General features: G+C 52.2%; 20 protein-coding genes and 1 riboswitch. Of the genes, 4 read left to right on the forward strand and 16 right to left on the reverse strand.

Annotated elements, in window-relative coordinates; all coding sequences use genetic code 11:
• Position 1: 1 nt before the first annotated feature.
• The gene (locus HH215_RS25310) at positions 2-883 is read left to right on the forward strand and encodes a carbohydrate ABC transporter permease (protein WP_375140464.1); all 882 of its coding nucleotides are present in this window, start codon (positions 2-4) and stop codon (positions 881-883) included.
• Between the two features lie 27 nt (positions 884-910).
• The gene (locus tag HH215_RS25315) at positions 911-3,313 is read left to right on the forward strand and encodes a glycosyl hydrolase family 28-related protein (protein ID WP_169282421.1); all 2,403 of its coding nucleotides are present in this window, start codon (positions 911-913) and stop codon (positions 3,311-3,313) included.
• A gap of 258 nt (positions 3,314-3,571) precedes the next feature.
• Here HH215_RS25315 and HH215_RS25320 read toward each other — a convergent pair whose 3' ends face one another.
• Positions 3,572-4,573 carry an SGNH/GDSL hydrolase family protein gene (locus HH215_RS25320; protein WP_169282422.1) on the reverse strand — a complete coding sequence of 334 codons (1,002 nt, stop codon included), beginning with the start codon at positions 4,571-4,573 and terminating at the stop codon, positions 3,572-3,574.
• 52 nt (positions 4,574-4,625) lie between these two features.
• Positions 4,626-6,524 (reverse strand): alcohol dehydrogenase catalytic domain-containing protein, encoded by a 1,899-nt coding sequence (locus HH215_RS25325; RefSeq protein WP_169282423.1) that lies wholly within the window; start codon positions 6,522-6,524, stop codon positions 4,626-4,628.
• Positions 6,525-6,765: 241 nt separating this feature from the next.
• Between HH215_RS25325 and HH215_RS25330 the strand changes: the two genes are divergently transcribed.
• Positions 6,766-7,617: a helix-turn-helix domain-containing protein gene (locus HH215_RS25330; protein ID WP_169282424.1), complete on the forward strand. Its 852-nt coding sequence runs from the start codon at positions 6,766-6,768 to the stop codon at positions 7,615-7,617.
• A gap of 116 nt (positions 7,618-7,733) precedes the next feature.
• Here HH215_RS25330 and HH215_RS25335 read toward each other — a convergent pair whose 3' ends face one another.
• The 4 genes from HH215_RS25335 to HH215_RS25350 all read right to left on the reverse strand — a co-directional run bounded on the left by HH215_RS25335 (position 7,734) and on the right by HH215_RS25350 (position 13,705).
• Complete coding sequence (locus HH215_RS25335; protein ID WP_375140465.1) at positions 7,734-8,228, reverse strand: C40 family peptidase; 495 nt, start codon at positions 8,226-8,228, stop codon at positions 7,734-7,736.
• Between the two features lie 4 nt (positions 8,229-8,232).
• Positions 8,233-8,373: riboswitch (cyclic di-AMP (ydaO/yuaA leader) on the reverse strand.
• 209 nt (positions 8,374-8,582) lie between these two features.
• On the reverse strand, positions 8,583-9,398 hold the full coding sequence (locus HH215_RS25340) for a hypothetical protein (protein WP_169282425.1): 816 nt from the start codon (positions 9,396-9,398) through the stop codon (positions 8,583-8,585).
• Between the two features lie 12 nt (positions 9,399-9,410).
• Positions 9,411-11,405, reverse strand: coding sequence for a M1 family metallopeptidase (locus HH215_RS25345; RefSeq protein ID WP_169282426.1), 1,995 nt, complete (start codon positions 11,403-11,405; stop codon positions 9,411-9,413).
• A gap of 212 nt (positions 11,406-11,617) precedes the next feature.
• Complete coding sequence (locus HH215_RS25350) at positions 11,618-13,705, reverse strand: HelD family protein (protein WP_169282427.1); 2,088 nt, start codon at positions 13,703-13,705, stop codon at positions 11,618-11,620.
• 234 nt (positions 13,706-13,939) lie between these two features.
• On the opposite strand from HH215_RS25350, the gene HH215_RS25355 reads away from it, so the two are divergent.
• Positions 13,940-14,443 (forward strand): YwhD family protein, encoded by a 504-nt coding sequence (locus HH215_RS25355; protein ID WP_169282428.1) that lies wholly within the window; start codon positions 13,940-13,942, stop codon positions 14,441-14,443.
• Positions 14,444-14,510: 67 nt separating this feature from the next.
• Here HH215_RS25355 and HH215_RS25360 read toward each other — a convergent pair whose 3' ends face one another.
• From HH215_RS25360 to HH215_RS25405, 10 genes are all read right to left on the reverse strand, one after another.
• Complete coding sequence (locus HH215_RS25360; protein WP_169282429.1) at positions 14,511-15,665, reverse strand: ABC transporter permease; 1,155 nt, start codon at positions 15,663-15,665, stop codon at positions 14,511-14,513.
• Positions 15,666-16,790 (reverse strand): ABC transporter permease, encoded by a 1,125-nt coding sequence (locus tag HH215_RS25365; RefSeq protein ID WP_169282430.1) that lies wholly within the window; start codon positions 16,788-16,790, stop codon positions 15,666-15,668.
• Between the two features lie 14 nt (positions 16,791-16,804).
• The gene (locus tag HH215_RS25370) at positions 16,805-17,740 is read right to left on the reverse strand and encodes an ABC transporter ATP-binding protein (RefSeq protein ID WP_169282431.1); all 936 of its coding nucleotides are present in this window, start codon (positions 17,738-17,740) and stop codon (positions 16,805-16,807) included.
• 297 nt (positions 17,741-18,037) lie between these two features.
• Positions 18,038-19,147 carry a sensor histidine kinase gene (locus HH215_RS25375; protein ID WP_169282432.1) on the reverse strand — a complete coding sequence of 370 codons (1,110 nt, stop codon included), beginning with the start codon at positions 19,145-19,147 and terminating at the stop codon, positions 18,038-18,040.
• A 14-nt stretch (positions 19,148-19,161) separates the two neighbouring features.
• Positions 19,162-19,881 carry a response regulator transcription factor gene (locus HH215_RS25380; RefSeq protein ID WP_169282433.1) on the reverse strand — a complete coding sequence of 240 codons (720 nt, stop codon included), beginning with the start codon at positions 19,879-19,881 and terminating at the stop codon, positions 19,162-19,164.
• 1,134 nt (positions 19,882-21,015) lie between these two features.
• A complete protein-coding gene (locus HH215_RS25385; RefSeq protein WP_169282434.1) occupies positions 21,016-22,218 on the reverse strand; it encodes an enolase C-terminal domain-like protein in 1,203 nt (400 codons plus the stop codon).
• A gap of 26 nt (positions 22,219-22,244) precedes the next feature.
• A complete protein-coding gene (locus HH215_RS25390) occupies positions 22,245-23,087 on the reverse strand; it encodes a carbohydrate ABC transporter permease (protein ID WP_169282435.1) in 843 nt (280 codons plus the stop codon).
• On the reverse strand, positions 23,074-23,946 hold the full coding sequence (locus tag HH215_RS25395; RefSeq protein ID WP_169282436.1) for a carbohydrate ABC transporter permease: 873 nt from the start codon (positions 23,944-23,946) through the stop codon (positions 23,074-23,076). Before HH215_RS25395 ends, HH215_RS25390 begins: the two co-directional genes overlap by 14 nt.
• 74 nt (positions 23,947-24,020) lie before the next feature.
• Positions 24,021-25,340, reverse strand: coding sequence for an ABC transporter substrate-binding protein (locus HH215_RS25400; protein WP_169282437.1), 1,320 nt, complete (start codon positions 25,338-25,340; stop codon positions 24,021-24,023).
• 147 nt (positions 25,341-25,487) lie between these two features.
• On the reverse strand, positions 25,488-26,207 hold the full coding sequence (locus HH215_RS25405; protein WP_169282438.1) for a FadR/GntR family transcriptional regulator: 720 nt from the start codon (positions 26,205-26,207) through the stop codon (positions 25,488-25,490).
• Positions 26,208-26,314: the final 107 nt, after the last annotated feature.

Consider the following 26,314-nt stretch of genomic DNA (forward strand, 5'->3'; position numbering starts at 1 on the left):
CGTGCTTGGAAAATCGGCGGGCGCAAGGGGTTTCTCCGCGTTCAACACTGTTTTTCTTATCGTCTTGTCGTTACTGTGCGTGGCTCCGCTCGTTCATATCGCGGCGGTGTCGCTCAGTTCGAGTTCTGCCGTCACGGCGGGATGGGTTATATTATGGCCGGTCGACTTCACATGGGATTCTTATCGATTCGTCCTGTCGCGCGGGGAGATCTGGAGTCCTATGATCGTGACCTTGAAGAGGGTCGTTCTGGGCGGGGGTCTTAATCTGCTGATGACGATTCTGATCGCTTACCCGTTGTCGAAGGAGTCGGCCGTTTTCCGGGCAAGAACCGGGTATGCTTGGTTTTTCTTCTTTACGATGCTGTTCTCGGGTGGGCTGATTCCATGGTATATGATCATTCGCCAGTTGGAATTGCTGGATAGCGTATGGGCGTTGGTGCTTCCGGCGGGCGTTCCCGTCTTCAACATCGTGCTGCTTCTGAACTTCTTTCGACAATTGCCGAAGGAGCTTGAAGAAGCGGCGTTCATGGACGGTGCCGGTCACTGGACCACGTTGTGGAAAATTTATTTGCCAGCCTCTTTACCGGCCTTGGCTACCGTGTCGTTGTTCGCGGTGGTCTGGCACTGGAACAGTTGGTTCGACGGACTGATCCTGATGAATCGGCCGGAACATTACCCGCTGCAGAGCTATTTGCAGACGGTCATCATGCAGCGGGACATGACGTTCATTCAGCATCTAAGCCGTGCGGAGCTCGCGGTCGTCTCGGATCGCACGATCAAATCCGCGCAAATTCTGATCGCCACGCTTCCGATTTTATTCGTCTATCCGTTCTTGCAAAGGTTTTTCGTGAAAGGGATCGTTCTTGGAAGCGTAAAAGGCTAATCATCTATAAGAATAGAGGGGAAACGGATGAAAAAATTCGCGGTTTGGTTTACGGTATTGGCTATGTTGTTATCGGCGATTGAAATGCGCTCAGCTTCGGCTTCTGCCGCGGTTACCGTTCTGTCGGAGGGATTCGAGAGCGGGACCGGTTCAGCGTTCAAGCTGGGTGCTCCTTATGGCAGCCTTACGTCCTCGGCGGGGGAAAAGCTGGCAGGCGCGTATTCCGTCAAAGGCTCGAGCGCATCCGGTCAGCAGTGGGCGGAGTTTCTTAAGCTGGATGCCGGCAAGCTCGCGTTGACGCCAAGCAAGGTGTATACGATCAGCTTCAAGTACCGGGTCGTGAATCCGGAACCTGCCGGCGAGTTTTTCTACCTTTATGGCAAGATTGACGGTACGGGAGAGACGGTCGGCTTTAATTACAATAGCGCGGGTCAAGTCGTCTGGCGGACCGAACAGCTTGCCGCCGATCATGTCCGCCTCTCCGGTCAGGGCGACGAACGCCTTGCGCAGATGAGCTTCACGGCGAACGGAAGCGGGAATTACGCCTGGGTATTCGGCATTCATAACGGCGGAACCCTTCTGATCGACGATATCGCCGTCAAGGAAGGCGGGCTTGAGGCGCCGCCGGCGCAGCCTGCCGATACCGCGGCTACGGAAGGCTTCGAAAGGGGGCAAACTGTCGGCACCGTATGGAAGACCTTGAATGCGGGAGCGGTCTCGAACGACGCGGACAAACGAATCAACGGGCAGTATACCGTGAAGGCGACGGCGGGAGCGGCGGAAGAATGGAGGGAGTTTCTGACATCCGATCCCGCTAAGCTGAAGCTGGCGGCAGGGACCGAGTATACGGTTACGTTCAAGTACAAAGTTTTCTTGGCGGAACCAGCGGACGGTTTCTTCTATTTGTACGCGAAATCCCCTTCGACCGGGGGGATGTCGGGCTTTAATTTCAGCAGCGGCCAAGACGTGTTATGGCGTAGCGCCGACGTCCCTGAAAGCGGAGTGCAGATCGTAGATCGCGATGGTTATAAGATGGCCCGACTAACCTTTAAGACAGGCGCCGCCGCGGATTATGCCCTGACCTGGGGCATTCGCAAAGGCGGCGGAATCGCGATCGACGACGTATCGGTTGCGAAGGGCAGCGTTCCGATCCATTCGTCCGAGCAATACCGGGTCGGTTACGCGAACGTCGCCGATTACGGCGCCATCCCTGACGACGACATGGACGACACCGCGGCGTTCAAGCAGGCGATTGCTGCCGGGAAGAGCATCTTCGTTCCGGCCGGAACGTACCATGTCAACGAAACGCTTCAATTCCAAAATCAAAATTTGATCGGTTCGGGTATGTTCGTCAGTACCATCGTCGCGCGGATTGCCGATCCGAAGGCTCCTATTCTGAAAGCGGGACGATCTTCGGTCGTAGCCGATCTCAATCTTGGGTTCGATAACGGCCTCGTTACCAATCAGGAGGCGGAAGGCGACCGAGTCGGCATATACACGGGAGCGCAATGGTCGTTGCAGCGAGGCTCGTCGGTCCGTAACGTGCGAATCCAGAATGTAGGAACGGCCCTGTACAGCCCGGAAGGCTTGGGCGCCGAATCCTTCTCCGTTACGTACGATACGCTGGAGATCGAGAATTTCTCTTACCGGGGGATCGACTTCCGTGCGAGAAACCGAACGGGCAACGTATTCAACAATATTTACATGAATTCGAATCGTCCGAACATCGATGTGGCGTTCGCGTTGACTGGCGAGGAGAGCGAGACGGTCATTAACCAGTTAAACGTCGAGCACATGAAGGTGAATACCGCAGTTTTACTTGATGGGGTATACGCCTTGTCCGCATCCACGGTTCATATTGAAGGCGTTACGCTTCGGAATGCTGACTCCGGTTATGTGACGGTCAACAACAGCTCGGGTTCGATCGGCAGTCTAACGGTGTACTATGCTCCTATCGAGAAGAACGGCGTCAGTATCGTGCGGATCGGAAACAATCGCTATGCTACGGGTATGACGTCGTTTCAGCCGGATACCGTCGGTTATCTGCGAATCGGGACTCTGCACGCCAAAGGTTTAAACGAGAACGATCCGACCTCAGAGACTCACGGGGCGAAGGTAGGGGGGCTAACGAGAGCCGATGCCTCGGGCTTCGTTTTCTTCGACCGGCCTGCCAACGCTTTGGGCGATTATTCGGTACAATTGGACAATTACGTCTGGTATTCGTACCAGAATGATCGGAATGTATATGAGCAGTTCCCCGTCGATCCGAACGGTAAAATCTCGTTCATGAAGCTGGGCGCGCTTCCTCTATCGGGCCCGACTGCCAAGCGTCCCGTGAACCGCATGATCGCTAACGTAACGACGTATTATGACACGGACTTGAAGAAGCTGCTCATATGGAACGGGACAGCTTGGATTTCGATCGCGTAACCGCATAGGCATAGGATGGAAGTGGGATGGGTACCGATTCTAAATGTCATTACTGCAGTGAGATGTCACAAGCCATGAACCTCCGGCGACGGGGATTCATGGCTTGTGACGGTAGGGTGATTAAACTTTTTTTGCTTGATTCTACGAATCTAGCTCCTGAGTGAAGTACACATATCCAATCCGCTAAATGATAGATCTCGTGTTGCGCCCTCCGTTGGCTAGCAGGCAGTCACCCGGAAGGGCGAATTTGTTTATGCGCTACTTCTTCAACATCGGGGCAAAAGCTTTGCTATAGATCCAATGTCCGTAATCGTTCGGGTGATTAATATTGTTAAGCAGCAGGCTTTCCGGGGTCTTGCCTGCCGCAAGCTCCGAGACCCATTCGGCGTGCCCGTCGGCTACGCCGATTCCGTGCTCTTGGCCGAGGCGTCGGATGACGTCGGCATATCGGGAAGTCATGCCGCTCGTATGCTGCCAATTCGGGTTCGGTTCGCAAGGCGTTACGAGAATGAGGTCGGTATCGCCAGCCGCGCGGATTGCCTCGATCATATATCTAAGATTGCGATCGAATTGTTCTAGCGAAGTCGTGTTGCTGCCATCTTCATGTATGTTCTGGTCGTTCATGCCGTAGCCGATCGATACGAGGTCCGGTTGGAGAGGTACGACGTCATTGTCGACGCGGCCCGCGCCTCCGTTGGTATTCTCGCCTCCGATCGACTTGTTCACGATACGAATGCGCCCCTGAGGATACAAGTCGCGAAGGGTGTCCGCGAATCTACCGAAATAAGCTAAGCTTTCCTCGCTGGCTTCCCCGCCGGTACTGATGCTGTCCCCATAGACGACGTAGAGGGCTTCTTCGCCCGCCGCGAGCTTGCCTACTAAGCGCTTAAGTAATCCGGACCGTTCGACATCGGAGACCGTCAGGGGCTCGCCATCCGTCGCGGACCTCGTAGAATAATCGACATAAACGGTGTACGACGCATTGCTGAAATCGGGATAGAGATTGTGATCGAATCCGATCACTCCGTACATGGGATGATGAGTTCCATCGGGAATCCGACTGTCTCTCGTGCGCCGAATCGTTCCCCGGGCGTAATCGACGAGATAGTCCGTGCCTTCTTCGTAATCGGTTCGATCCGGATGTTCCGATTTCGATCGGTTACGCACGGCTACCGGTTCTCCGTTAATCGGCGGGTACCTCAGGGTTAAAGCTTCTTCTCCCATGAATACGAATGCTTCCGCAAGCTGTTTGTTCGCCATTGAACGTAATCACTCTCCATGTGTTCGTTACTCCCAAAGCGGCACTCTACACCTACCATTCTAGCACGATTCCGAGGAAAAACACGGTTTTGTTCATGATGATGCGCCAAGCCTCCTCGGCCATCTCGGCCCGAATTCTGTGAGTGATCAGCGGAGTCGTCCGCAACCAACCTTCGCCTATGCCCGCAAGCGTATCGTCCATCCGATGTTCCGTCCAGCCTGACGGGCTATGCAGCGTAATCTCTTGCGCGCGCAGCTCCTGAATATCGACCATGCCCGTCGTACCGAGGAAACCCGCCGATACAAGATGACTGTTCAGCTTCATTGCCGTTTTCAGCTCCCGGAACGTATCCATGGCGCCGACCGTGTCTACGACGACGGCGATGTCCGAACGATCGCCGATCCAATCCGCCAAAGCGTTCCGCTTCAGGTTATAGGAGCGAATCGCCGGCGGTAGCAAATCCAATCTCCCGTCGTGCCTGCCCAATACCGTAACGTCCGCTCCCCTATGTGCAAGAGTCTGCGCGGCCCATTGGCCGACCAGGCCGTCTCCGATGACGACCGCAACGTCTCCCGGCGTTACCGCAGGACGAATGCCGCAGTTGTAGCCGACCTGAGTCAGAACCATCCCGCTGTACGCGATCGGATCGGCTCCTTCGGGAAGCTTCCAGACCTGGCTCTCGTGCGTAACGGAAGGATTGATATGTCCGCCCGTATCGAACATCATGCCGCTTACTTTGCTGACCGAAGCGAATACCCGGTCTCCCGGCGCGAAGTCGGTCACCCTGTCGCCGACGCTTCTAACGATACCGACCTTTTGATATCCGGCCACTTGAGGAAACGGTAACGCATCTCCTGGCCGAGTCACCTGTTCACCGGAGATTCTTTCCCCATATAAGAACGAGGATTCCGTACCGTTGCTGATCCACGAATACTCGAGATCGATCACTACGTCCTCGGGACCCGGCTCCGGAACCTCGACTTGCATATAACGTACTTGTCTCACTCCTGTAAATACGACGGCTTTCGCTTTCATGTCAAACCTCCTCCGCAGCTGCAACGAAATCGGTCGGGGGTAGGCATACACTTTGATTGCCTCTTGCGTATTCAACAGCTGAACCGTCTCATGGTAGCGATATAGAGGGACATGGTGAGTCTGAAGGCATTCCGTATTCAAGCCTTTGTTGACCACGAGGTCGAGAAGGAGCTCCCGATCGCTTTCCTCGAAGCTCCGGTACTTGTAGGACTCGAGCTTAATCCCCTTTGACCAGAGATGGTCCCCGTAACGAACCTCGCCCTTCAGCACGCCAAAGATGACCAAGTGCGAATCGATTCGTTCCAGCAGATTTTGCACGGAAGCGGCCGCCCCGACGCAATCGTAACCAAGGTCGAAGCGCTCGTCTCCCAGATCGTCGGAATGCTTTGCGAGCCCGATACCCAAGCCATTCACGTAGGCAATTCGTTCGCGATTGATGTCCACTGCAACGACTCGCGAAGCGCCCATCAGGCTAGCTGCCTGCATAGCGAGCATTCCTGCCGGTCCGAGTCCGGATACGAGCATCGATTTGCCGGAGAGGTCTCCGAATTGCAACAGGCCGATCAACACGCATTTGAACAATTCAAAGGATACGGCTTGCTTCCATTCCACGGAGTCGGGAAGTTTAATGAGCTCATGCGTTCGATAATTCAAATATTCGGCATATGCGCCGTTGCCGAGCAGGTGTTCCAAAGACGCTACGCGATCGCCGACTTTCAGCGAGGTGACCTTCCCTCCAACCGCGACGACCGTACCTGCCATCTCATGACCCGGCCATCCCGGAAGAAGCGGATAGTCGGGCTGTTTGGATGCGTCGAACATATCTTTGCCGCCCATCATGTTCATGTCCCAACGCGGGCAAGTAGTTACGATTTCGATACGTACGGTGACTTGGTCTTCTTGCGGATCCGTCAACGGAGTTTCTATAATCTCGAATGTATTCTTGCCGATGATCTGCAGGGCTTTTATGAAAATTCGCCTTCTTTCATTTTCGAGTAGTGTGTTTCATTGGTTTAAGTGTACAATAGGGAAGGAGGTAAGTATTTGCACAGTATCGTCCTTATTAATATTTAATTTTTCTTGTTTTATAACGTTATTTTAAAATAAATCATGATATCGTTTGAACGTAATTGACATTATTATCGGGAGGTCGAAGATGGAAATCAGATACTGCGGAGCAGGGACGATATCGCAGTCGGCCGAAGCGCCGGGAGGAGGCATGCATCCATCGTGTTATGAAATTCTTTATATTACCGGAGGAAAGGTCAAGTTCAAGTGGCGAGGAAACGTCTGCGAGGCGGAAGCGCCGGCCGTGTTCATTCTACCCAACTCTACCCCGCATGAGCTGGAGAGCTTGGCAGCCGAAGCCAAATTCCGATTTCTGGAACTCGAGGATCCGGAAGAGTTCCCGTTCTCCAACGAGCAAGTGGATGATTGGAATTTCATGCAAGCCCGCAAGGATATCTATTCTAAAATCGTGCTCGCGTCTTCGGTCATTCAGTCGCTAGACTTCGTCTATCATCTCCAATCGACGGGTCTTGCCGAACAAGACTCGAATCTCGGAGAAGTATGCTTGCTTGAAATTCGGAAGACGTATAAGCTGATCGCCCATATTCTGGGGGCGTCAGGGGGCGGAAACGTCGCGGTCGATCGCAAGATCAAGCACAAATCCCGCGCCGCGGTCGACTTGCTGATCGATTATTTGGATTGGCGGTACAAAGAGAACGTTACGTTGGAGACGCTTGCGGAAATCGTCGCCCTGGATCCCTCTTATCTCGTGAGGCTGTTCAAGAAACATATGAACATGACGCCGTTCGAATATCTCAGGGATCTTCGCCTTAGAGCCGCGGCCAGTTATTTGTCCGGAAGCGATATGCCGATCAGCTCCATCGTTCAGGAGACGGGATTTAACAGCGTTCATCATTTTACGAGGCTGTTCAAGAGTCATTACGGTCAAAGTCCCGCCGAATGGCGCAAGCAGTTGAAATCGCAGGAGCTTATGGCGTGAGGGAGGGGATGCCGATGAGAAGAACATGGATGATTTGGATATAGGTATAAAACAAAGAGGCTGTCTCAACGGTCAATGAAGACCTGCCGAGTCAGCCTCTTACTATAATGCGAATGTTACTGCGCTGCAGCTACCTCTGCGACTTGCTCGGTAGCCACTTTCTCGTACGTTCCATCGCTCATGACGCGACGGGCGCCGAGATAACGCTTGGCGTAGTAAGATTCATCCAAGGATGTAATCGTAACGCCTTTGGATGCCGCATGGGCAAATTTGTTGTTGCCAACGTAAATCCCGACATGAGAGACGCCGCTGCCGCTCGTATTGAAGAATACGAGATCGCCTGCGCGAAGTTCATCGTCGGCAATTTTGGTTGCCTTTTCCCAGCTGAACATATCCCGCGAAGAACGGGGCAAATCGATGCCGAGTTCGTTGAAGACGTACCCCGTAAAGCCGGAGCAGTCGAATCCGCTCGTTGTCGTTCCGCCGTACTTGTAGTCAGTTCCGATGAGCGGTGCAACCGATTTGTCTAGCTTGGAGTCTGCGAATGCGCTGCCTACCTGGAAAGCTAGGAGTACTGCTAAGGAAAACATGAACATAGACACTTTGCGCAAAACCGGTGACTCCTTCCAATGCCTACGAGGTTAGCTGGAGGGTTCGGTAGAAGGTTCCCCTATGGCTCGTATGAAGCAAAGCCAATTCACCCGTGTTGATGGTTCCCCCGTTCCCCGTTGTGCGGGAACTCGGCAATTTTTGATTACTTAGACTTATATATTCGGGTTTCGTGACGAATTTCCTGCATCTGCTAAATGAGAATTCCTTAATCTGGAGTGAAAAACTCGGGATTGATCTCCTCCTTTAGTCTCAATTTATCCCGCCGATAATAACGCCAAACCCCGGCCGCGGCCTCGAAAGGCGCAACCGGGGAATGTCCCGTGTCATCTATTGTCGAAGGGGACAAGAGGGGCTTACGACTTCGTATTGCACCATACTTGATACTGCGAAGCGGAAGTCCACAGCTTAAGCAAGGCGCGAACGAAGTGGAAAGCTTGGTGCAGCGCTACGGCGAGAAAGCCTGACCAGAGGAAGGATACGGCCCATGCCGTCGCGGACACTGCCAATCCGATGCCGAGCAAGATGAAGGTAATTCCCAGAAGAGGGAACGCCCGGCGAAGCGCCAAACTCAGGCCCTTAAAGATTCCTTCCCGCGAAACCGCCCCGAACTGCATGAATTGAAACAGCAGATGAACAATAAATCCGAACGCCAGCCACGCGGCGGCATAGGGTAGCATTTCCTGAAGCCAAGCGGATAAGGAGGGCTCCGAGAGAAACCGATCTTCGGCTAACGGCAGCAGCCATGCGGCGGGTAGCAGAATGAGCCCGTTCTCTATCCAGTAGAGCAGCGTTACCGGCTTCCAAGTCCTTCGCATTCCGGACAATACGCGGGTTCCTTCTCCTTCCAGGGCGTGGTGGAAGGAGTAATAAACGCCGGCGTTGAGCAGGGGCGTGAGAACCATCCGCATGAGCAGCAGCCCGCCTAACATCCAGAGAACCTCGTTCACGAGATCGGTCTTGAGCAGGCGGAATTGAGCTTCGATGAGGAACAGATGGGTCGCGTCGGAGTTTGGATGATCCGCGGGGTAACGGGCTAACACCGGCGTTACGACCGAATCGACGAACCGGTAAAGGAAAAATCCCCACAACAAGCGATAGAGAAATAGGAGAACCAATACATACTTATGCCGAACGGTCATGTCCCATCCCATTTTTAATAATCGACGCATCCCTTAGTCACCTCACCACACCATTGTTCCGAACAGTCCTTCGATGATTTGAGTTATGCCGGTCGCTATTCGCGAGCGTTCCTGTTGGGGGACTTCGGCCTTGAGATAGTTGTTATATCTGCGGTTATCGAGAACGACGTTCATGCTAGGATCGATGGCCGCGTAAGTTAACGGCGTAGCGGAAAAGAGCTGTAACTGGACGTGGGTCTGCACGCCGTCCCATTTTTTGCGAATGGATTGCCCGTCTTGGAACTTGAGCCAGATCGAGACCGGCTGCGGGCTGCCGCCGTATCGCTTCAGAAGCACGAGGCTTTCGTAACCTTCGCTAGTCTTGCGCGTGTTGATGTTATCGATCGCGTAATCGGTCATCTCTCCATGCTGGACGTAGGCTTGGAAGAAGTCGGTCCACTTCGTCTTCGTTACGGATTCCACGACCTTCTGGAAGTCCGAGGAAGAAGGGTGCTTGAATTTGTAATTCTGAAAATAAGTCCGCAAAATCTTGCTCATCGTTTTGTCGCCGACTTGACGCTCCAAGGAAGAAAGTACGAGCTTGCCGCGCAAGTAGACGTTCTCGGCGTACCTATCCGAGGAACTATAGCGCCAAGAGGACTGATGAAGCGGCTCCGGATGGGTCATATAGCTGGCTTCGATCGGCAGATTGGGAACGACGCCATAGATGCTGGCCATCAATTTATCTTCGGTATACGAAGTAAAGCCTTCGTCGAGCCAAGCTTCTTCGAATTCATTGGAGGCAACCAGCCCGTACCAGTACTGATGGGCGATCTCGTGGACTAGCGTGCGCTCCAGATCGTATCCGGGATTGTCGTCCCGCGCGGCCGCGGCGGTAACGAGCGTCGGATACTCCATGCCTCCGGCTCCATTGCCGTCCTTCGGAGGAACGACGATGGATAACGTGGAGTATGGATATTCTCCATACCATTGTCCAAGCTTGGCTAGGGCGGATTTCGCCGCATGCATGTAACGATCCTTCAAGTCCTTGTGGAGCGGGTCAAGGAATAGCTTGATCCGCACGCCGGGAACCCCGGGGGAAGAGAAGGAGTCTTCCACGTACTCGAATACGGGAGAGGCGGACCAAGCGAAGTCATGGACGTCGTCGGCGTAAAATTGGAAGCTTTTGCGTCCGCCGGATAGGACGGGCGCCTTCGTTTGGAAACCCGTCGCCGCAATCTTATAGGTTTCGGGAACATCGATGCGGACGCTGTAGATACCGAAGTCCGAGTAGAATTCCGAATTGCCGTGGTATTGATGCAAATTCCAGCCTTCGGTCGTTCGCCCCCGCATGCCGACCGTCTCGTACACGGCGACTTTCGGGAACCATTGTCCCGCCATGACGAAATCGCCGGCTTTGCCCATTCTCGCGAATACATCCGGAAGCTTAACGGTGAAGTTCATTCGCAACGTGATGCTGGATCCGGGATTAAGCGGCTCCGGCAGTCGGAAGGAAACCAACGTCCGGTCGCTCTTGTTGCCATCGTCCGGCTGAACGTAATGGAGGCGGGGGAGAAGCGTTTCTCCTTGCTCCGTCGTCAAAGCAGTAAGCGCCATGCTTCCATAGCTTCCTTCTTTCATTTTGTCGCCGCGCAGTTGCCCCTTGGATTCTTTGATGAAGGTGCTGCCGGGTGAAAATGCGTTCGGATAGAGATGTAAATAGAAGTCCGACACGGGTTTGCGGCCGGGATTTTTCCAGGTCACGATTTGTTCGCCGGACAGACTTCCGTTCTGGTCATCGAGAGAAACGGAGATGTGATACTCCGTTATTCGATCGCTGAGGACAACGGCTTTCGGTTGTTGGGGAGCGTCGGGTCCCGGATCGGCCTTAGGCTGCGCCGAAGAAGGCGTAGCCGTTACCGGGAGCTCGGACGACGAGGAAGCGGGCAAAGCATATTGGTCTACCCAAGCGTCGGCAAACCCGAATCGAACAGACATAATAAGTACAGCAGCGGCAGCGACGAAAAGTAACATTCGCAGCGAACGGCGCTTAGGCATACGGATAACCCTCCCGTTGACAAGCATCTACGAGATATATATGTGGGTTGTCCGCGGATTATATCTTCGTATCGCAAGGAAAGTGGGATAAGCCGTAAGAATATTGCTGAAGCGTCAGACGCCGTTTCGCGTCGGGTACGGGAAAGAGGCGGCGCGGGATTTATCCGCTCCGCCTCTTTCGTTATCCGTTCGCGATCGAAATCATGCGATCGTTACGCAAGCAATGGGGTCGCTTCGCCATTGAAGATAAGCGTTAACCGGTGAAGCGCGCGGGTACAGCCGACGTACAGCAGCTTGGCATCTTGCGGCGTCAGCGCGTATTGGCTGTCATTGGCGTTGGCGATGAGCACGGCATCGAACTCGAGGCCTTTGGCCAAATAGACGGGGACGATCGTCACGCCGCCGCGATATTGGGTTTGCCCTTCGCTGATCAGATTCGCTTCGATTCCGGCTTTCGTCATCGCTTCATGCAAGCTCGAGCATTCCTCGTCCGTTCGTCCGATGATCGCGATCGTCTGCATGCCGCGATCTCGATTATCCCGAATGAAAGTATCGATAAAAGGAATTTTATCGCCCGCGGCGTTCAGCCGTACGACGTCGACGGGATCCCCGCTTCGGAATACGGGTACGGCAGGCGGCAGCCCGGTGTCCGTATGAGGGAGAATCCGATTGGCGAACTCGATAATTTCCAGCGTGGAACGGTAGCTCTGCTTTAATACATGATAGGAAGGATACTCTTCCGCGAATACCGCGGATATCTCTTCCCAACGTTGGACGCCGCGGTAAGCATGAATGCCTTGCGCTAAATCTCCGAGAATCGTGAAGGAGGGTTCGTTCATGAACGTGTTCAAGAGCGCGATCTGGAACGGCGAAACGTCCTGCGCCTCATCCACGACGACGTGGTCGAAAACAAGTTTCTCCGCGCCGTTGAGCACGTAATGAATCCACGCGAGGGCGGTCAAATCTTCGGGTTGGACGAAGCCTTTTTTCAGATAGCTTCGCGTTCCCTCGAGTACCTTCTTCGGAATCTCGTCAGATGTTCCTGAAGCGAACACGTCCTGATAGAAGGTTAGAGCGTCGGCTTTCGGAAGCTTGTTCGAATAAGCGCGAAGCCGCTGTTTGCCCGTCTTGGTTTTCTCCTTGCGGATTTTCGGATCGCCGATCGTGTTTAGCTGCATCTCCAGCCATCGGTTGATTCTTGCGTTTAACCTGTCCAGGCGGGGGGCCAACGGGTAGTGGCGATACTCGACTTCGAACCACTCGCGAATCATCTCCGCGGATAGAACCCGGCCTTCCCAAGCTTCGAATGGCTGAGCCTGAATAAAATGCTCTTCGAGACGTTGAAGCTTATCGTCCAGCATCTTCTTAAAGGCTAGAGAGCCTTTGAATCGTCCGGGCGTTTCATCGTCGATCCGAGGCCTGACGCCATCCAGGGAGAACCAGATATTCCCTTCCGATGAGTCCTTCGAAAGCCGTACATTAGCGTTTAATCTCTCCAAAGCCCACTCCACGAAGGTCGTTTGCTTGACGTGACCGACTCCGAGCTCCGGCAGAACGCCGGAGATGTAATCCAGGAACATCGTATTCGGCGCGAAAATAATCATCCGTTCCGCGCGAATCTGCTGCTGGTATTGATAGAGCAGGAAGGCAAGACGATGCAAGGCGACCGTCGTCTTACCGGATCCTGCCGCCCCTTGGATAATCAATGCCTTGTATCTCGGCGCCCTGATGATCTGATCCTGCTCGGCTTGAATGGTGGAGACGATATCGCGCAGGCGATTATCCTTCTTATCCCCGAGCTTATATAGTAGAAACTCGTCGTTCAAGCCGATGTTGTCTCCTCCGCGTTCGTAGCTGTCTACGATGCGGCCGAGTTTCCGATCGCGGATAGATAAATTGCGTTTGCGGTGGATGTCTCCGTGAATGATTCCGTCCGGTGCTTCGTAGTTAACGGGAGCATCGCCTCCGGTGAAGGAGTAGAATAGGCTCGCAACCGGCGCCCTCCAATCGATAACGTACGGCTCGTCGGTTTCGCCGCGGTCCATGCCTCTTTTGCCGATGTACATCGGCAGCGGCTCGGCTTTGCCTTCCTCCCGGAAATCCAGCCGTCCGAAATAAGGTTCTTTGGCAAGCAGTTCGAGTCGTTGGCGTTTTTCTTCGCGTTTTTCCTCGAGCAATTGTTCGGTGAAATCCTGCCCTCGGTATACGGGACCGATTCCGGCGCGCTGCTGGTCGATCTCCTCGAACGTTTCCCGAAGTCTGCGATATTCCTCTTGGTGAAGGGGGTGCTGCGTTTCCATTGGGGTTGATCCTCCTTGCGTGAACTACTGACTTTACCTATTGTGGCGCATTTTCGAGAAAAACAATAGACTTATGTTTTCCGTTTTGTTATGATGTTGAGTACAGGATTGCCTAAAATAGGTAGAACAAACGTTCTCATCTAAATGTAAGAAAAAGGAAGCGGGTAAGACCTTGGATTAAGGGGTCTAGAGCCCGGTTTTTTCATATCTAGCGACAAAAGATGGAGGATAACGATGGAAAATCAGGACAAACCGGTTGAGAAGAAGAAGCTGTCGCTTAACGTGGTCAGCAACAAGGAGCACAAAGGATTCGGCGCGGGATCGATCGATTTGAGCCAGGTCGCCTGCGTGATTATCGACGAAGGGGTAGCCTATATCGATGTCGGCGCCATGCACGCGAAGAGCAAGATAGAGAAGGGGATCAAATTTTCCCCCGACAAGGCGAACGTGCCTAACGGACGTCCGGCTTGGATCGTCTGGGTAGCCGTCGACCGCAACGAGACCGGGTCTTATTATGCCGGAGCGACATCGTGCGAAATGCTGATCGATACGGAAGCGAGAAGAGGCTGGAAGCTGTTGCCCGATCACGTTAACCGTTTGGATGCTTCGCTCAAGCGCAAATATATGCTGGATAATATCGGTCCCGCGGAGAAAGCGGCGCTTAGCAAGCTGCTTACGGAGCATAACGCGGAGTGGTGGGACAATTCTCCCCAAGCTTTGAAAGATTTGTTGGCTTAACGGCCGCAAGACGATAGAGAAGCCCCCAACCTGATCACGCCGATCGGTTGGGGGCTTCTTTTATCTTCTAGACGAACATGCGAGTATCGTTGTTGCGACTGAACCTATAGATGGCAATGAGAGCGAAAGCGGCCGCGAATCCGAAAAGGATGGCGAAGTGCAAGCCGAGGTTGCCAAAGGTTTCGCCGCTCTGCAGCTTGTTGATGGCATCCAGCAACCAGTGCTGCGGCAGAAAGTTCGATATTTTCTGGATCGAATCCGGCATAATGTTCATCGGGAAGAAACAGCCCGAGAGCATGCAAGTCGGTATGATGATCAAGTTCTGTACCGCTCCGGCTCCCGCCGTACTCTTGGCGAAGGCTACCATGAGCAGGGAAAGCCCGACGGCCGCCAACGCGAACAGGAGAAGAACCGGAAATAATTGAGCGTACGGAACGCCGGAATCGATATGGAAGACGTTCTTCATCATGATCAAGGTGAATACGATCTGCAGCGTCATGATGAGCACGTTAACGATTACGTTGGAGAGGACGTAAGTTCTGGCCGATATGGGCGACGACATCAGACGAAGGAAAGTGCGGGACTCCTTCTCCTTCAGAATGAGCTCGGACAGGTTAACGGCGGAGAATAACATGAACGTCGCCAGAAATCCGATCGTTTGATAAGTCATATCCTTCTGGTTCGACGTGTCCTCGATCGTCTCGGCGTCGAGCTTGAAGTTTTGCGCGCCGTATTCGGCATAGAGCTTGTCGAACGTTGCCGGATTGCCCCGCGTGCCTTTGCCGATGGCGGCTACGTTTCCGATATAATTCTGCAACATGGATTTGACGTAAGCCGTAACCTGAGCGCCTTTCACGGATACGATATCCACTTGCGCTTCACCGGGGCTTCCCTTCCGCAAGCTATCCGCGAACCCTTGATTAAAGATCAAACCGCTGTCGAGCTTACTCGCGGCGATGTCGCCGCGCAGAGATTTCTCATCCGTCATCGTGATCTTAATTTGATTCAAGCCCTCGATGAATTTGATCGCATCTTGGGTAATGACTTGATTGCCGTCGTTATTAACGATACCGATGCGGAGCGTGTTTACGTTGGTGCTGCCGTATAGGAGCGTCGACACCATAATGCCGACAATCGGCAAACCGAGATACACGAGCCAGCTAGACTTGCTGCGGAACGTATTTCGCAATGTTTTGCGAATGAGCCATATTATGTCTTTCATTTATAATGCCTCCCGTTTACGCATAATTAGGGCGGAGATGAGAAGGAAAGCCGCGGCGATAGCTACGTTGATTCCGATTGTCGGCCAAGCCGCCGATACGTTATCCGAATAAATAATGTTCATTAGCGCATCGTTCGCCCAATGGAGCGGCGATAGGTTCATAACGATTCCCATAATGCTGTGCGAATCGTCAAAAGGGAAATAAGCTCCTCCTACGAATGAAGCGATCTGGGTAAAGATCATAATAACCGAGCGGGATTTCTCTCCTTGGACGAGATAACTAACTCCAAGGCCAAGACTTACGGCCAAGAGCACTTCGGCAGTCAGGATAAGGAATACCAAGCCCATATGGTCGCCCCAGTTAGCGTGGAACGCGAATTTGCTGACCAGAATAATAATCGATACGCACATCAGGTTAATGACCGTGCATCCGATGACTTTGCCCGCGAACAGTTCCCCCTTGCTAATGGGTGCAGCCATTAAGCGAGTGGCCGTTTGGCGGGTTCTCTCGCTGCGGAATAAGAAGGAGCCCGACAATGCGGAGTAAAGAGCGATCATCGTCGTCATGGAAACGGCGTAATAATCCATGGCGTCGGGAGTTTTGTCGGGATCTAACGAAGTTTCATTGACGAATTTATCGTTCGATTGAATGCTTGCCATGACCGCCTTCGCTTCCGAAGGAGTCGATTTGAGCGCCGAAGCGGCCAAGTTGTAACGATCGGCGAATGCGGTAAGCATTCCTTGGAGAATATTGCTTTCGAGCGATTGCTTGCTGTTTCCGTAGAATTTCAACCCTTCGGCGTCGATCTCGACGTATGCCGTGTATTGTCCGTCTTTAATGAGATCCCGGCCGTTCATTCCGGCTTCCGCAGGATCGATCCGGACGCCTTGCTTTTCGATTTCGTGGGAGAAGCTTTGCCAAGCTTGCGTCAATTGCGGCTGGTTGGCGTTGATCTTATAGAGGAGTTGCATCTCTCCGACAAAGGCGTTGCTAGAGAACGCATTCGATAACGCGGTACCGAGAATGAGCATTAATACGATTGGGAAGGCGAGCATGAATAGCAACGTTCGCCGCTCTCTCGTTGCGGATTTGATCTCTTTAATCGCGACATTCAGAATATTCATAACGACTCGCCTCCTTAGTCTCTTAGATTCCGCCCGGTCAAGGTAAGGAATACGGTCTCCAGATTCGGTGCTTGCTCTTCGACCGAACGGATTTCGATTCCGTCTTTGATCAACTTCTGGATGACGAGGTTGAGATTGTTGATTTCGCCTTTGGAGTTGATCTTGATCGTGTTATCTTCGAGTTGCGCGGAGATGACGCCTTGAATTTGTTTCAGTGAATCGATATTTACCGAGTCGGTAGCTTTGATCTCGATCCAGATGTTCTTCGTATCGGTAATGATCGCTTTCAGCTGTTCCTTCGTGCCGTCGGCGATGATCTTGCCATGATCGACGATGGCGATGCGAGTGCAGATTTCCTCGACTTCTTCCATGTAATGGCTCGTATAGATAATCGTGCATCCCATCTGATTCAGCTTGCGGACCGAGTTCAAGATGTAGTTGCGGGATTGGGGGTCGATTCCGACCGTCGGTTCATCCATGATGATGAGCTTCGGTCTGTGCGCTATGGCGCAAGCGATGTTAAGTCTGCGCTTCATGCCTCCGGAGAAATTTTTCGGAAAACTCTTCGCCTTGTCGCCGAGACCGACGAAATCGAGCGCCTCCTCGGTTCGTTCCTTCAGCAGATTTCCTCTCAATCCGTATAATCCGGCGAAAAAGCTCACATTCTCGTAGGAGGTCATGTTCTCGTAAATGGAAATGTCCTGAGGGACGATGCCGATGTTCATCTTGGCGAACTTGCCGTTAGCTGCAAGGCTGCGGCCGAGAATATCGATTTCGCCTTTGGTGCTGCGCAGCAAGGAGGAGATCATGTTGATCGTCGTGCTCTTGCCCGCTCCGTTCGCGCCGAGGAACCCGAAAATTTCTCCTTCGCGAATGCTGAGCGACATATTATCCACGGCGATGAAATCGCCGAATTTCTTGGTCAAGTTACGAATCTCTAATACGTTCATCCGAATCACTCCGTTTGGGTTAAGTTAGTGTTCAAAAAGTCAGGTTTTCAGCACCGAGAAGGTTGGATGAAGCTAGGAACTGAGGAGCGGAGCGTAGGAAAAGCCTACGTGAGCACCGGAAGGCCCGGCTGAATTCAAGATTCGATGTCGTATCCGCTTCTTGCTTCGCTCCGTGATCAAAAGATGACTTTTTGAACTACCTTTATAAGAGAATTGTAATGAAATAGGGTGCCCTTATGTCAGTGCATAAGTTCACCCTTTCATATGACAATCTTCATATTCGCGACATGACTAAGGTCACCCTCTCCCGACAGGGAGGAGAGTCGTCACGCTGAAACCTTTCGTTCCATCGACGATGACGGTTCCTCCCGCGGCTGCCGCTCTTTCCTCCATGCCGGCGATGCCAAGTCCCTTAATCACTTTATCCGTACCGATTCCGTTATCCGTTACGACCGCTTTAATGAATTTGTTGAGAACATGGACTTCGATATGAATTCCAGTCGCCTGGCCGTATTTGAGCGAATTCGTGATCGATTCCATCGCGTTCTCTTGAATGATTTTCCACTGAATGGGCGTGATGGCGTCCATATTCCCTTCGTGGGATAACGTCGCGCGAAGGGCGGTCTTGACCGACAGATCGTCCACGATCAGCCGCAGACGGTTAATTCCGAGCTCTTGGGATTTCGGCTTTATGTCTCTAAGCGTCAGCCGGATTCGCTCCAGCCCTTCCTTGGAGATGGAGATCGCGTTCCGAAGTAACGTAGCGGCCTTGTCCGGATCCGTGCCGAGCAGCCGCTTGGATGCTTCCATTTGAATAAGAGCGCCGGCCATCGAATGGCCGATGTCGTCGTGAATTTGCTGGGAGACGCGGTTGCGTTCCTCCAGTTTGATCGTATACTCGGACTGGCGCATATACTCCTTGTTCTCGTTAAGGGATCGGCTGAGCTTCTGTATGTCCGCGCGCATCGTTTCCCGTTCGTTCTGAAGGCGCAGCATTTTCTCGATCGAGGCGTGCCCTCCGGCATGAACTAGCAGGCTGAGAAATGCGGCCAGCAAGTAAACGGCAATCAGCGAGGAAGGGACGAGAGGAATCGGCGCAAGTAAAGCGAGTGCGAACGCGATTTTCTTCTTATTGACCATCCACGCAAGCTCATAGAGATTAATCGGCAACAAGAGGATGAATGCCGGAATAAGCCAATAAGAGCAAACGATCGTAAAAGCAGCCGACAGGGCGATAAGCAACAGTCTCGGCTCCGTACGTTTAAGGATCGGAATCGGGACATTGATGCAAATATAGATTAATGCGATAAGCACATGCCAGGCATCGAACTTAGAAGCCGAGAACAAGGAGACGGCGATGATGTATGCAAGCAAACCGGCTTTATTGCCGATGATCCAATTATCCATGAAAAAGAACTCTCCTATCCGTCCGACATTCTTACTTCGCCCGTTAAGTAGTAGATCGCGATTTGCGTGCGATGCTCTAGGCCGGTTTTGTTGAGAACGGAAGTGATGTAATTGGCGATCGTCCCCTCGGAGATGAACAATTTCTTGGCGATTTCCTTATTGGATAAGCCATTCGCGATTTGCGCCATGACAGCGAGTTCGCGTTCGGTGAATAGGCTTCGATTCATGGAACTATGACTCTCGTGGCTTCGAGATATAGAAGGGGGAGTTGGGGAGGGCGGCGGATCGGCCGGGTCGGTTGGAGCTTTCGCGGTGCCGGAGAACAGACTGTTCTTGATTTTATTCAATACGACGTCCTGAAGAACGTGATGATCGTTGTGTACGCTTTTGATGGCATCCCGGATGCTTTCCGGGTCGTTGTTCTTGAGTAAATATCCTTTAGCTCCGGCGTGTACGGCATCGATAATGTTCTCATCGTCGTCGAAAGTAGTAAGGATAAGAGGTTTGACATTCGTTTCCGCGGTTAGAATGCGGGTGGCCTCGACGCCGTTCATGTTCGGCATCTGCACGTCCAGCAGCACGACATCGACTTCATGAGAGCGGCAGAAGGCGACCGCTTCCGCGCCGTCCGCGGCCGTACCGACGACTTCAAAGTCCGGAAAAGTCGTTAATATAATTTTCATTCCTTCCCGAATGAAGGAGTTGTCGTCCGCGATCAGTACTTTTATCGTCATAGGAATGAGCCTCCTGGTTTGATGTACCGGGAAATGAATCCATAGTCATCTTAACTCATTATGAGGCAGTCGGAAAGATGAGAACAAGGGAGGTCGATGGGGAATCGCATCCTTATTAAAGATTCCTTTAACGGAAGCGACAGCCGTTATTCTGCACAAAAAGATACTTTTCAAAATCTAACGGAAATCAGCGCTCTTATTTTAGTGTTTTCCATGAAAACAGGCCATATGGGGATAAATAAAGGCGCGTAGCTCCGTTTAGAATCTATAAAAGCTTGTTTTCGACGAAATAGCGGCGGTGGCGAGGCTGTCGATTTAATGTTTATAACTCATTTTGGATCAAGGATCTATCCTATATAGATGGCAAAAATCAATCCATTACATTGCTCTGAGTACGCTCTCAAGCACGGATGGGCCTATAGTGCCAAAAAGTAACGCTATAGCACTGACTTCGAGCACGGATGGGGCTATAGTGCCAAAAAGTAACGCTATAGCGCTGACTCCGGGCACGGATGGGGCTATAGTGCCAAAAAGTAACGATATAGCACTGACTCCGAGCACGGATGGGGCTATAGTGCCAAAGAGTAACGCTATAGCGCTGACTCCGGGCACGGATGGGGCTATAGTGCCAGAAATTCAGCGACTTACAGCTCACTCTCCCTCGGTATCCGACCATTTTGACCCATCAGAGCACGCTATCCTGTGCACCAACTCTCCAATACCCACCATCCGATGAAGATAAGGTACTTAACAATGATGGACAAGTTCGATTTTGAGCCTGTCTTGCTATAGAAGGTGACGGATTCTATATTGTTGTCTATATAAAAGTGGCTGCCAGAACAATTGATAGCGATTTTCTTATTAAGAGACGGCTGACCTCAAACAAAAATCGATTTGACGCGGAGTGTGAATCAGGTTATCCCCAGTTAATAGACAGCTTCGCGGCAGCCGTTAAAAAATAATCCTTGATTGAAGCTGTAGCAGTCATGAAGGACGTAACAGCGAAGGCATGCATGCCGCATCAACTAGGGGAAAATAAAGTTCCTCACTGAGAAAATCCCGTCAGGATCGTGTATCCTGACGGGATTTTCTCAGTGAACGCTTACGGTATGTTCAGACGCAAAGCTTTTCCTTTTACGGAGTCGTCGGGGAGCCGTCCGGCAATCTTGCGTTCGTCCAAGTCGGTAGAACGTTCTCGCATGGGAATTTCGCCGCAAGCTTCTCGTCGATGTCGATGCCCAGCCCCGGCTTGTTGTTGGGGTACACGTACCCGTTACGGACTTCGGGACATCCGGGGAATACTTCGTGGATGGCATCGTTAAAGCCATTCCATTCTTGGATGCCGAAGTTGATGCTGCTTACGTCCAGATGGACGTGAGCGGCATGACCGACCGGCGAAGTGTCGCCGGGTCCGTGCCAAGCGGTTCTGACGCCGAAGGAGTCGCAGAGCGCCGTCAGTTTCCGGGTTGGCGTAATGCCGCCGATCTGGCTGACGTGCACGCGGATATAATCGATCAACCGGTTCGTGATGAGCGGCATCCATTCGTTCGGGTTGTTGAACAACTCGCCCATCGCCAGTGGAATGGAGGAGTGTTGGCGAATCATGCGGAACCACTCCAGTTGTTCGGGAGGCAAAGCGTCTTCCAAGAAGAACAGCTCGAAAGGCTCCAGTTTCTTAGCAAAATTCACCGCATCGATCGGGGTCAGGCGTTCATGAATATCGTGCAGCAATTCGATGTCCCAGCCGACTTGTGCCCGCAGATGCTCGAACAGGCCGACGATGCTCTTCATATAAGCTTTCGGGTCGTAGTAAGCGCCAGCTTGAGCGCCGTCCGGCGTGACGATGGTCTGACCGACTCCGCCGTACGTCCCCATTTGGCAGCGAATATAGCGATAACCTTGTTCCATGTACGCGCGAACGTTTTCTTCGACTTCTTTCACGTCGCTGCCGTCCGCGTGACGGTACACTGCGGCGCCTTCGCGAACTTTGCCTCCGAACAGCTCATACAGCGGCATGCCGGCCATTTTCCCCTTGATGTCCCATAACGCCATGTCGACGCCGGACAGCGCGTTGTTCAGGACGGGGCCGTTGCGCCAATAGCTGCTGACGATCGTGGAATGCCAAATATCGTTGATGTTGTTCACGTCTTTGCCGATCAACATCGGCTTGATATATTGTTCGATCGCGTTCTGCACCGTTAAGTAACGTTGGGTAAACGTGGCGCAGCCCACGCCGTAAATTTCGGGATCCGTTGTTTCGACTTTGACGACGACCAAGTTAATGCCCTCGGGCGCGGTGAGGATCGTTTTGATATTGCGAATCTTCAGGTTCTCCATATCCACTCTTCCTTATCTCTCTATATTTACTGTTTAACTGCGCCTGCCGTTAGGCTGCTGATGAAGTATTTTTGCATGAACAGGAACAAAACGATCAACGGTAAGCTGGAGATAATGGACGCGGCCATCATATCGTTCCATACGACTTTGTAGAAGCCGTTTAATTGACCTATTCCGACGGGTAAGGTTTTCATCGTCTCCGTCGTGACGAGGATAAAGGCGAACATATACTCGTTCCACCCCATCAAGAAGGAGTAAATCGCCGTCGCGGCAATACCCGGCAAGGACAAAGGCAAGATGATTTGGACGAACGTCCGAATTTGGCTGCAACCGTCGATCATCGCCGCTTCGTCCAGTTCTCTCGGAATGCCTTGGAAGAAGCCCAACATCATCCACGTGCACATCGGAAGGGCGAAGGCGATATATACGACGATCAATCCCCAGTGAGAATCGATCAGTCCGAATGTTTTCAACACTTTGTAGAACGGAATCAACAGCATAATAGAAGGGAACATCTGCGTTACGAGCAGAAAAGATAGAAAAGTCCCTTTGCCGCGAAATTTAAATCGGGAAGCGCCGTACCCGGCGAGCGCTGCGAACGCGATCGTGATAAAAGTCGAAACGGCGACGATGAATACGCTGTTCAGGAAGTAGTCCAGGAACGGATAGTCCTTCCAAATCCGCGTGAAGCTTTCGAACGTTGGATTGTCTGGTATCCATTTCGGAGGAGTGATCATCACTTCTTCGTTGGATTTAAGTGCCGTCGATACCATCCAAAGCGTAGGAATAAGCACCAAGCACGAAGCTACGATCAGGATGGCGTACATTCCCGTATTGAAAATGGAAAACTTGCGTTTAGTCGTCTCCATTGCCGAACAACCTCCTATACCCGTATCCCATTAACCAGCAGACGAAGAACACCAAGATCGCCATCGCGGAAGCTTTGCCGAAGTTGAAAAAGTCGAAAGCTTGCTTGAAGATGTCGATACTGACGACATTGGTCGCGTTGCCCGGTCCTCCCTGGGTCAGAATCCAGATCATCGTAAAATGCTTGAACCACCATACCGTGTCTAAGATGAGCGTGACGACCATGACGGGCATCAACGCAGGTAACGTGACGTAACGGAAAGCCGTGCTGCGCGTGCAACCGTCGATCTTCGCCGCTTCGTATACGTCTTCCGGAATACTTTGCAAGCCTGCGAGCAATAGCATCATGACCATCGGGAAACCTTTCCAGATGGATACGACAATGACGGCGGCGAACGCCGTTTGCTCGTTGCCTAGCCACGATACCGGATCGTCGATCCAGCCCCAATTCATCAATACGGCATTAAACAGCCCGTACATAGGGTTGAAGAGCCATTTCCATAGCAATCCGACGACGACTTCGGGAAATAGCCAGGGGAGAATGAGGATAACGCGGAATACGGTAATGCCTTTCAGCTTCATGTTCAGGATCAGCGCCAAGCCGGTCCCGATGATGAAATGGCCCACGACGACCCAGAACGTATAATGGAGCGTGAGCAGAATCCGATTCAGAAACTCCGAGTTGGAGAAGATGTCGACGTAATATTTCAGCCCTACGAAGTCCCATTTCGTAATGAGGTTCGTATCGAAGAAGCTGATGTAGGCTCCGTAGATAAGCGGATAAGTAATTAAGACAAGCAAGGTAACAACGGCCGGAAGAATGAACCAGACCCCTTTGAGACCGCTCTTCGACGATAGCATAAGTTCTCCCCCATCGTAATGTAGAAAGCCGCAAGGGAGCCAAGGGCTCCCTTGTCGGACTTTGACCTAAGCGATTATTTGCTGTTGCCGATAACCTCGGCGGCGCGATCCGCAGCCCGTTTCGTTGCGGCTTCTACGCTTTGATTGGCGGCGATCATCGATTGGTAAGCTTCGGCTACGATATCTTGGAATTGCGAGTATTGATCGAATGCTGGAATGGTGAACGCGTATTCCAACGCTTTAACGAATCCGGCGTATTCCGGCGTCGTCAATTGCTGTTGTTTGCCGACTTCGATTTTCGTAGGTAGACGGCCGCTCAGTTCGTTCCATTTCAACGCGTTCTCGTCCTCGACCATGAATTTCAAATAATCGGCGACGACTTCTTTGTTTTTGCTGGATTCGGCGATCGAGTAGCCCAACAAGCCGAAGGTAGCCGTATGTTTCACTTTCGCCGGAACCGGCACGCTGTAGAGCTTGCCTTTCAGTTCGGGATTCTGGCTGACGATGTTGCCGAGCGCATTCGGTCCGGTAAGCATCATCGCCACTTTGCCGGTAGCCATCAAGCTAGCCGCTTCCGGGAAGCCCGTCTCCGTCACTCCCGGAGGAACGACGCCGTGCTTGTTGTTCAGATCGACGAAAAATTGGAACGCTTCTTTCGCTTCCGGAGTGGCAAGATCGGATACCCATTTGCCGCTCTCGTCTTTTCTCAATTCTTCGACGCCGTAAGAACGCATGATGGCGATAAAGCGATCGGCGCCGGAACCGTTGCGCGTTCCGATCATGCCAAAGCCCCATTGATCCGCTTTGCCGTCTCCGTCCGTGTCTTTGGTCAGCTTCTTGGCGGCTTCGAGGAACTCGTCCCAGTTCTCGGGTCCTTTCAAGCCTTCTTGCTCGAACCAGTCTCCGCGGTAGACGAGCGCCATTGGAGCCGCGTTCCATGGAAGAAATTGCAGTTTGCCGTCAACGCTGGATTCCTCGATAATGTTCGGATAGAACTCTTTCAGGTATTCCGTTCCGAGCAATTGCGTCAAATCCGCGGTAATGCCCATTCCGTTAGCCGTTCGGGCGAATTGAGGCGTCATGGTGAACGCGTCCGGCAAGTCTCCGGAAGTGGCCATCGCCGTTATTTTTTTGTAAAGGTCGTTCATCGGAACGCCGATGAACTCGATTTTCACTTCGGGATGGAGCTTCATGTAACGCTCGGCCATTTCTTTCTCGGCGGGGCCGTCCGGGTTTTCCGTTTGCGAGACCGACATGATCTTGATTGTCGTCGTCTTTGCAGCGCTTTCTTTTTCGCCATTTTTAGCTGAATCTTTGTTAGTGCCGCAGGCTGCGAGCAACATCGTCATTACGACGAGCAGGGCAATCCAACTGCCGACTTTGTGGACTTTCATTCTGATGACCTCCTAAGATGAATAGCGTTTATATATTGTTTGTCCGCCGGAGCATATGGCTCCGGTAACGGACAAGAACAACCCTAGCGTAGAACTTTCAAGATAACACATCACATGTCATACATGTTATCTCAAAAAAAGACGGCCTTACTTTTTCTCCGTCTGATCATGCAAGCGTTTGATCGTCTGCGAAGTAACGTTGATGGCGCCTTCGCGAACTAAGCGGCGAACGGCTTCCATATCTCGGGATTTGATAGCTTCAAGCTGCTGGGAGTGACCGAAGAGGCTATCTTCCATATCCGCTAAAACCCTGTTCAATTCTTTAAGGTGATAATAGTAGACATTTTTGAGGCGATCGATGATATGGATGAAAAACTGGTTTTTGGAAGCTTTGACGATGGCAAGATGGAATTGATAGTCGGCTAACGAATACTTCGAATAGTCGTGTTGGTTTGCCTTCATTTCCGTAAGCGCTTTCTCGATCGCCGCGATATCCTGTTCGTCTGCGCGAAGAACGGCTAATTCGATGCACTTGGTCTCGATCAGTTCCCGGAATTCCATAATGTCCAGAAATTCCTTCTCGCTTAAGTTCATGATCGGGGCCGTCATCTGAATGTCGAAGCTCATTGCGCGTTCGGATACGAAGGAGCCTTTGCCATGGCGCGTAGTGATAAGCCCGAGATCCCGGAGCTTCTGGACGGCGCTTCGAACGCTTACTCTGCTAACGTTGAACATGCTGCACAATTCGTTATCCGAAGGAATCTTCTGTCCGGGCTGCCAGACTTCGCTTACGATTTTGTTTTGGATCTGCTCGAAGACATCGTCCACGACGTTTTTTTTCTCGATGGCTTTGAAGTCGTTTTTCATATCCGATGTCCCTCCGACTTATAACATGTCATACAAGTTGCAAATTCAATTTAGCACGTTACTCACGGCGGCGTCAATCCCTTTTTTGCTAATTGATCCAGTCGCCT

It is taken from the genome of Cohnella herbarum (assembly GCF_012849095.1).
Lineage (GTDB): Bacteria > Bacillota > Bacilli > Paenibacillales > Paenibacillaceae > Cohnella > Cohnella herbarum.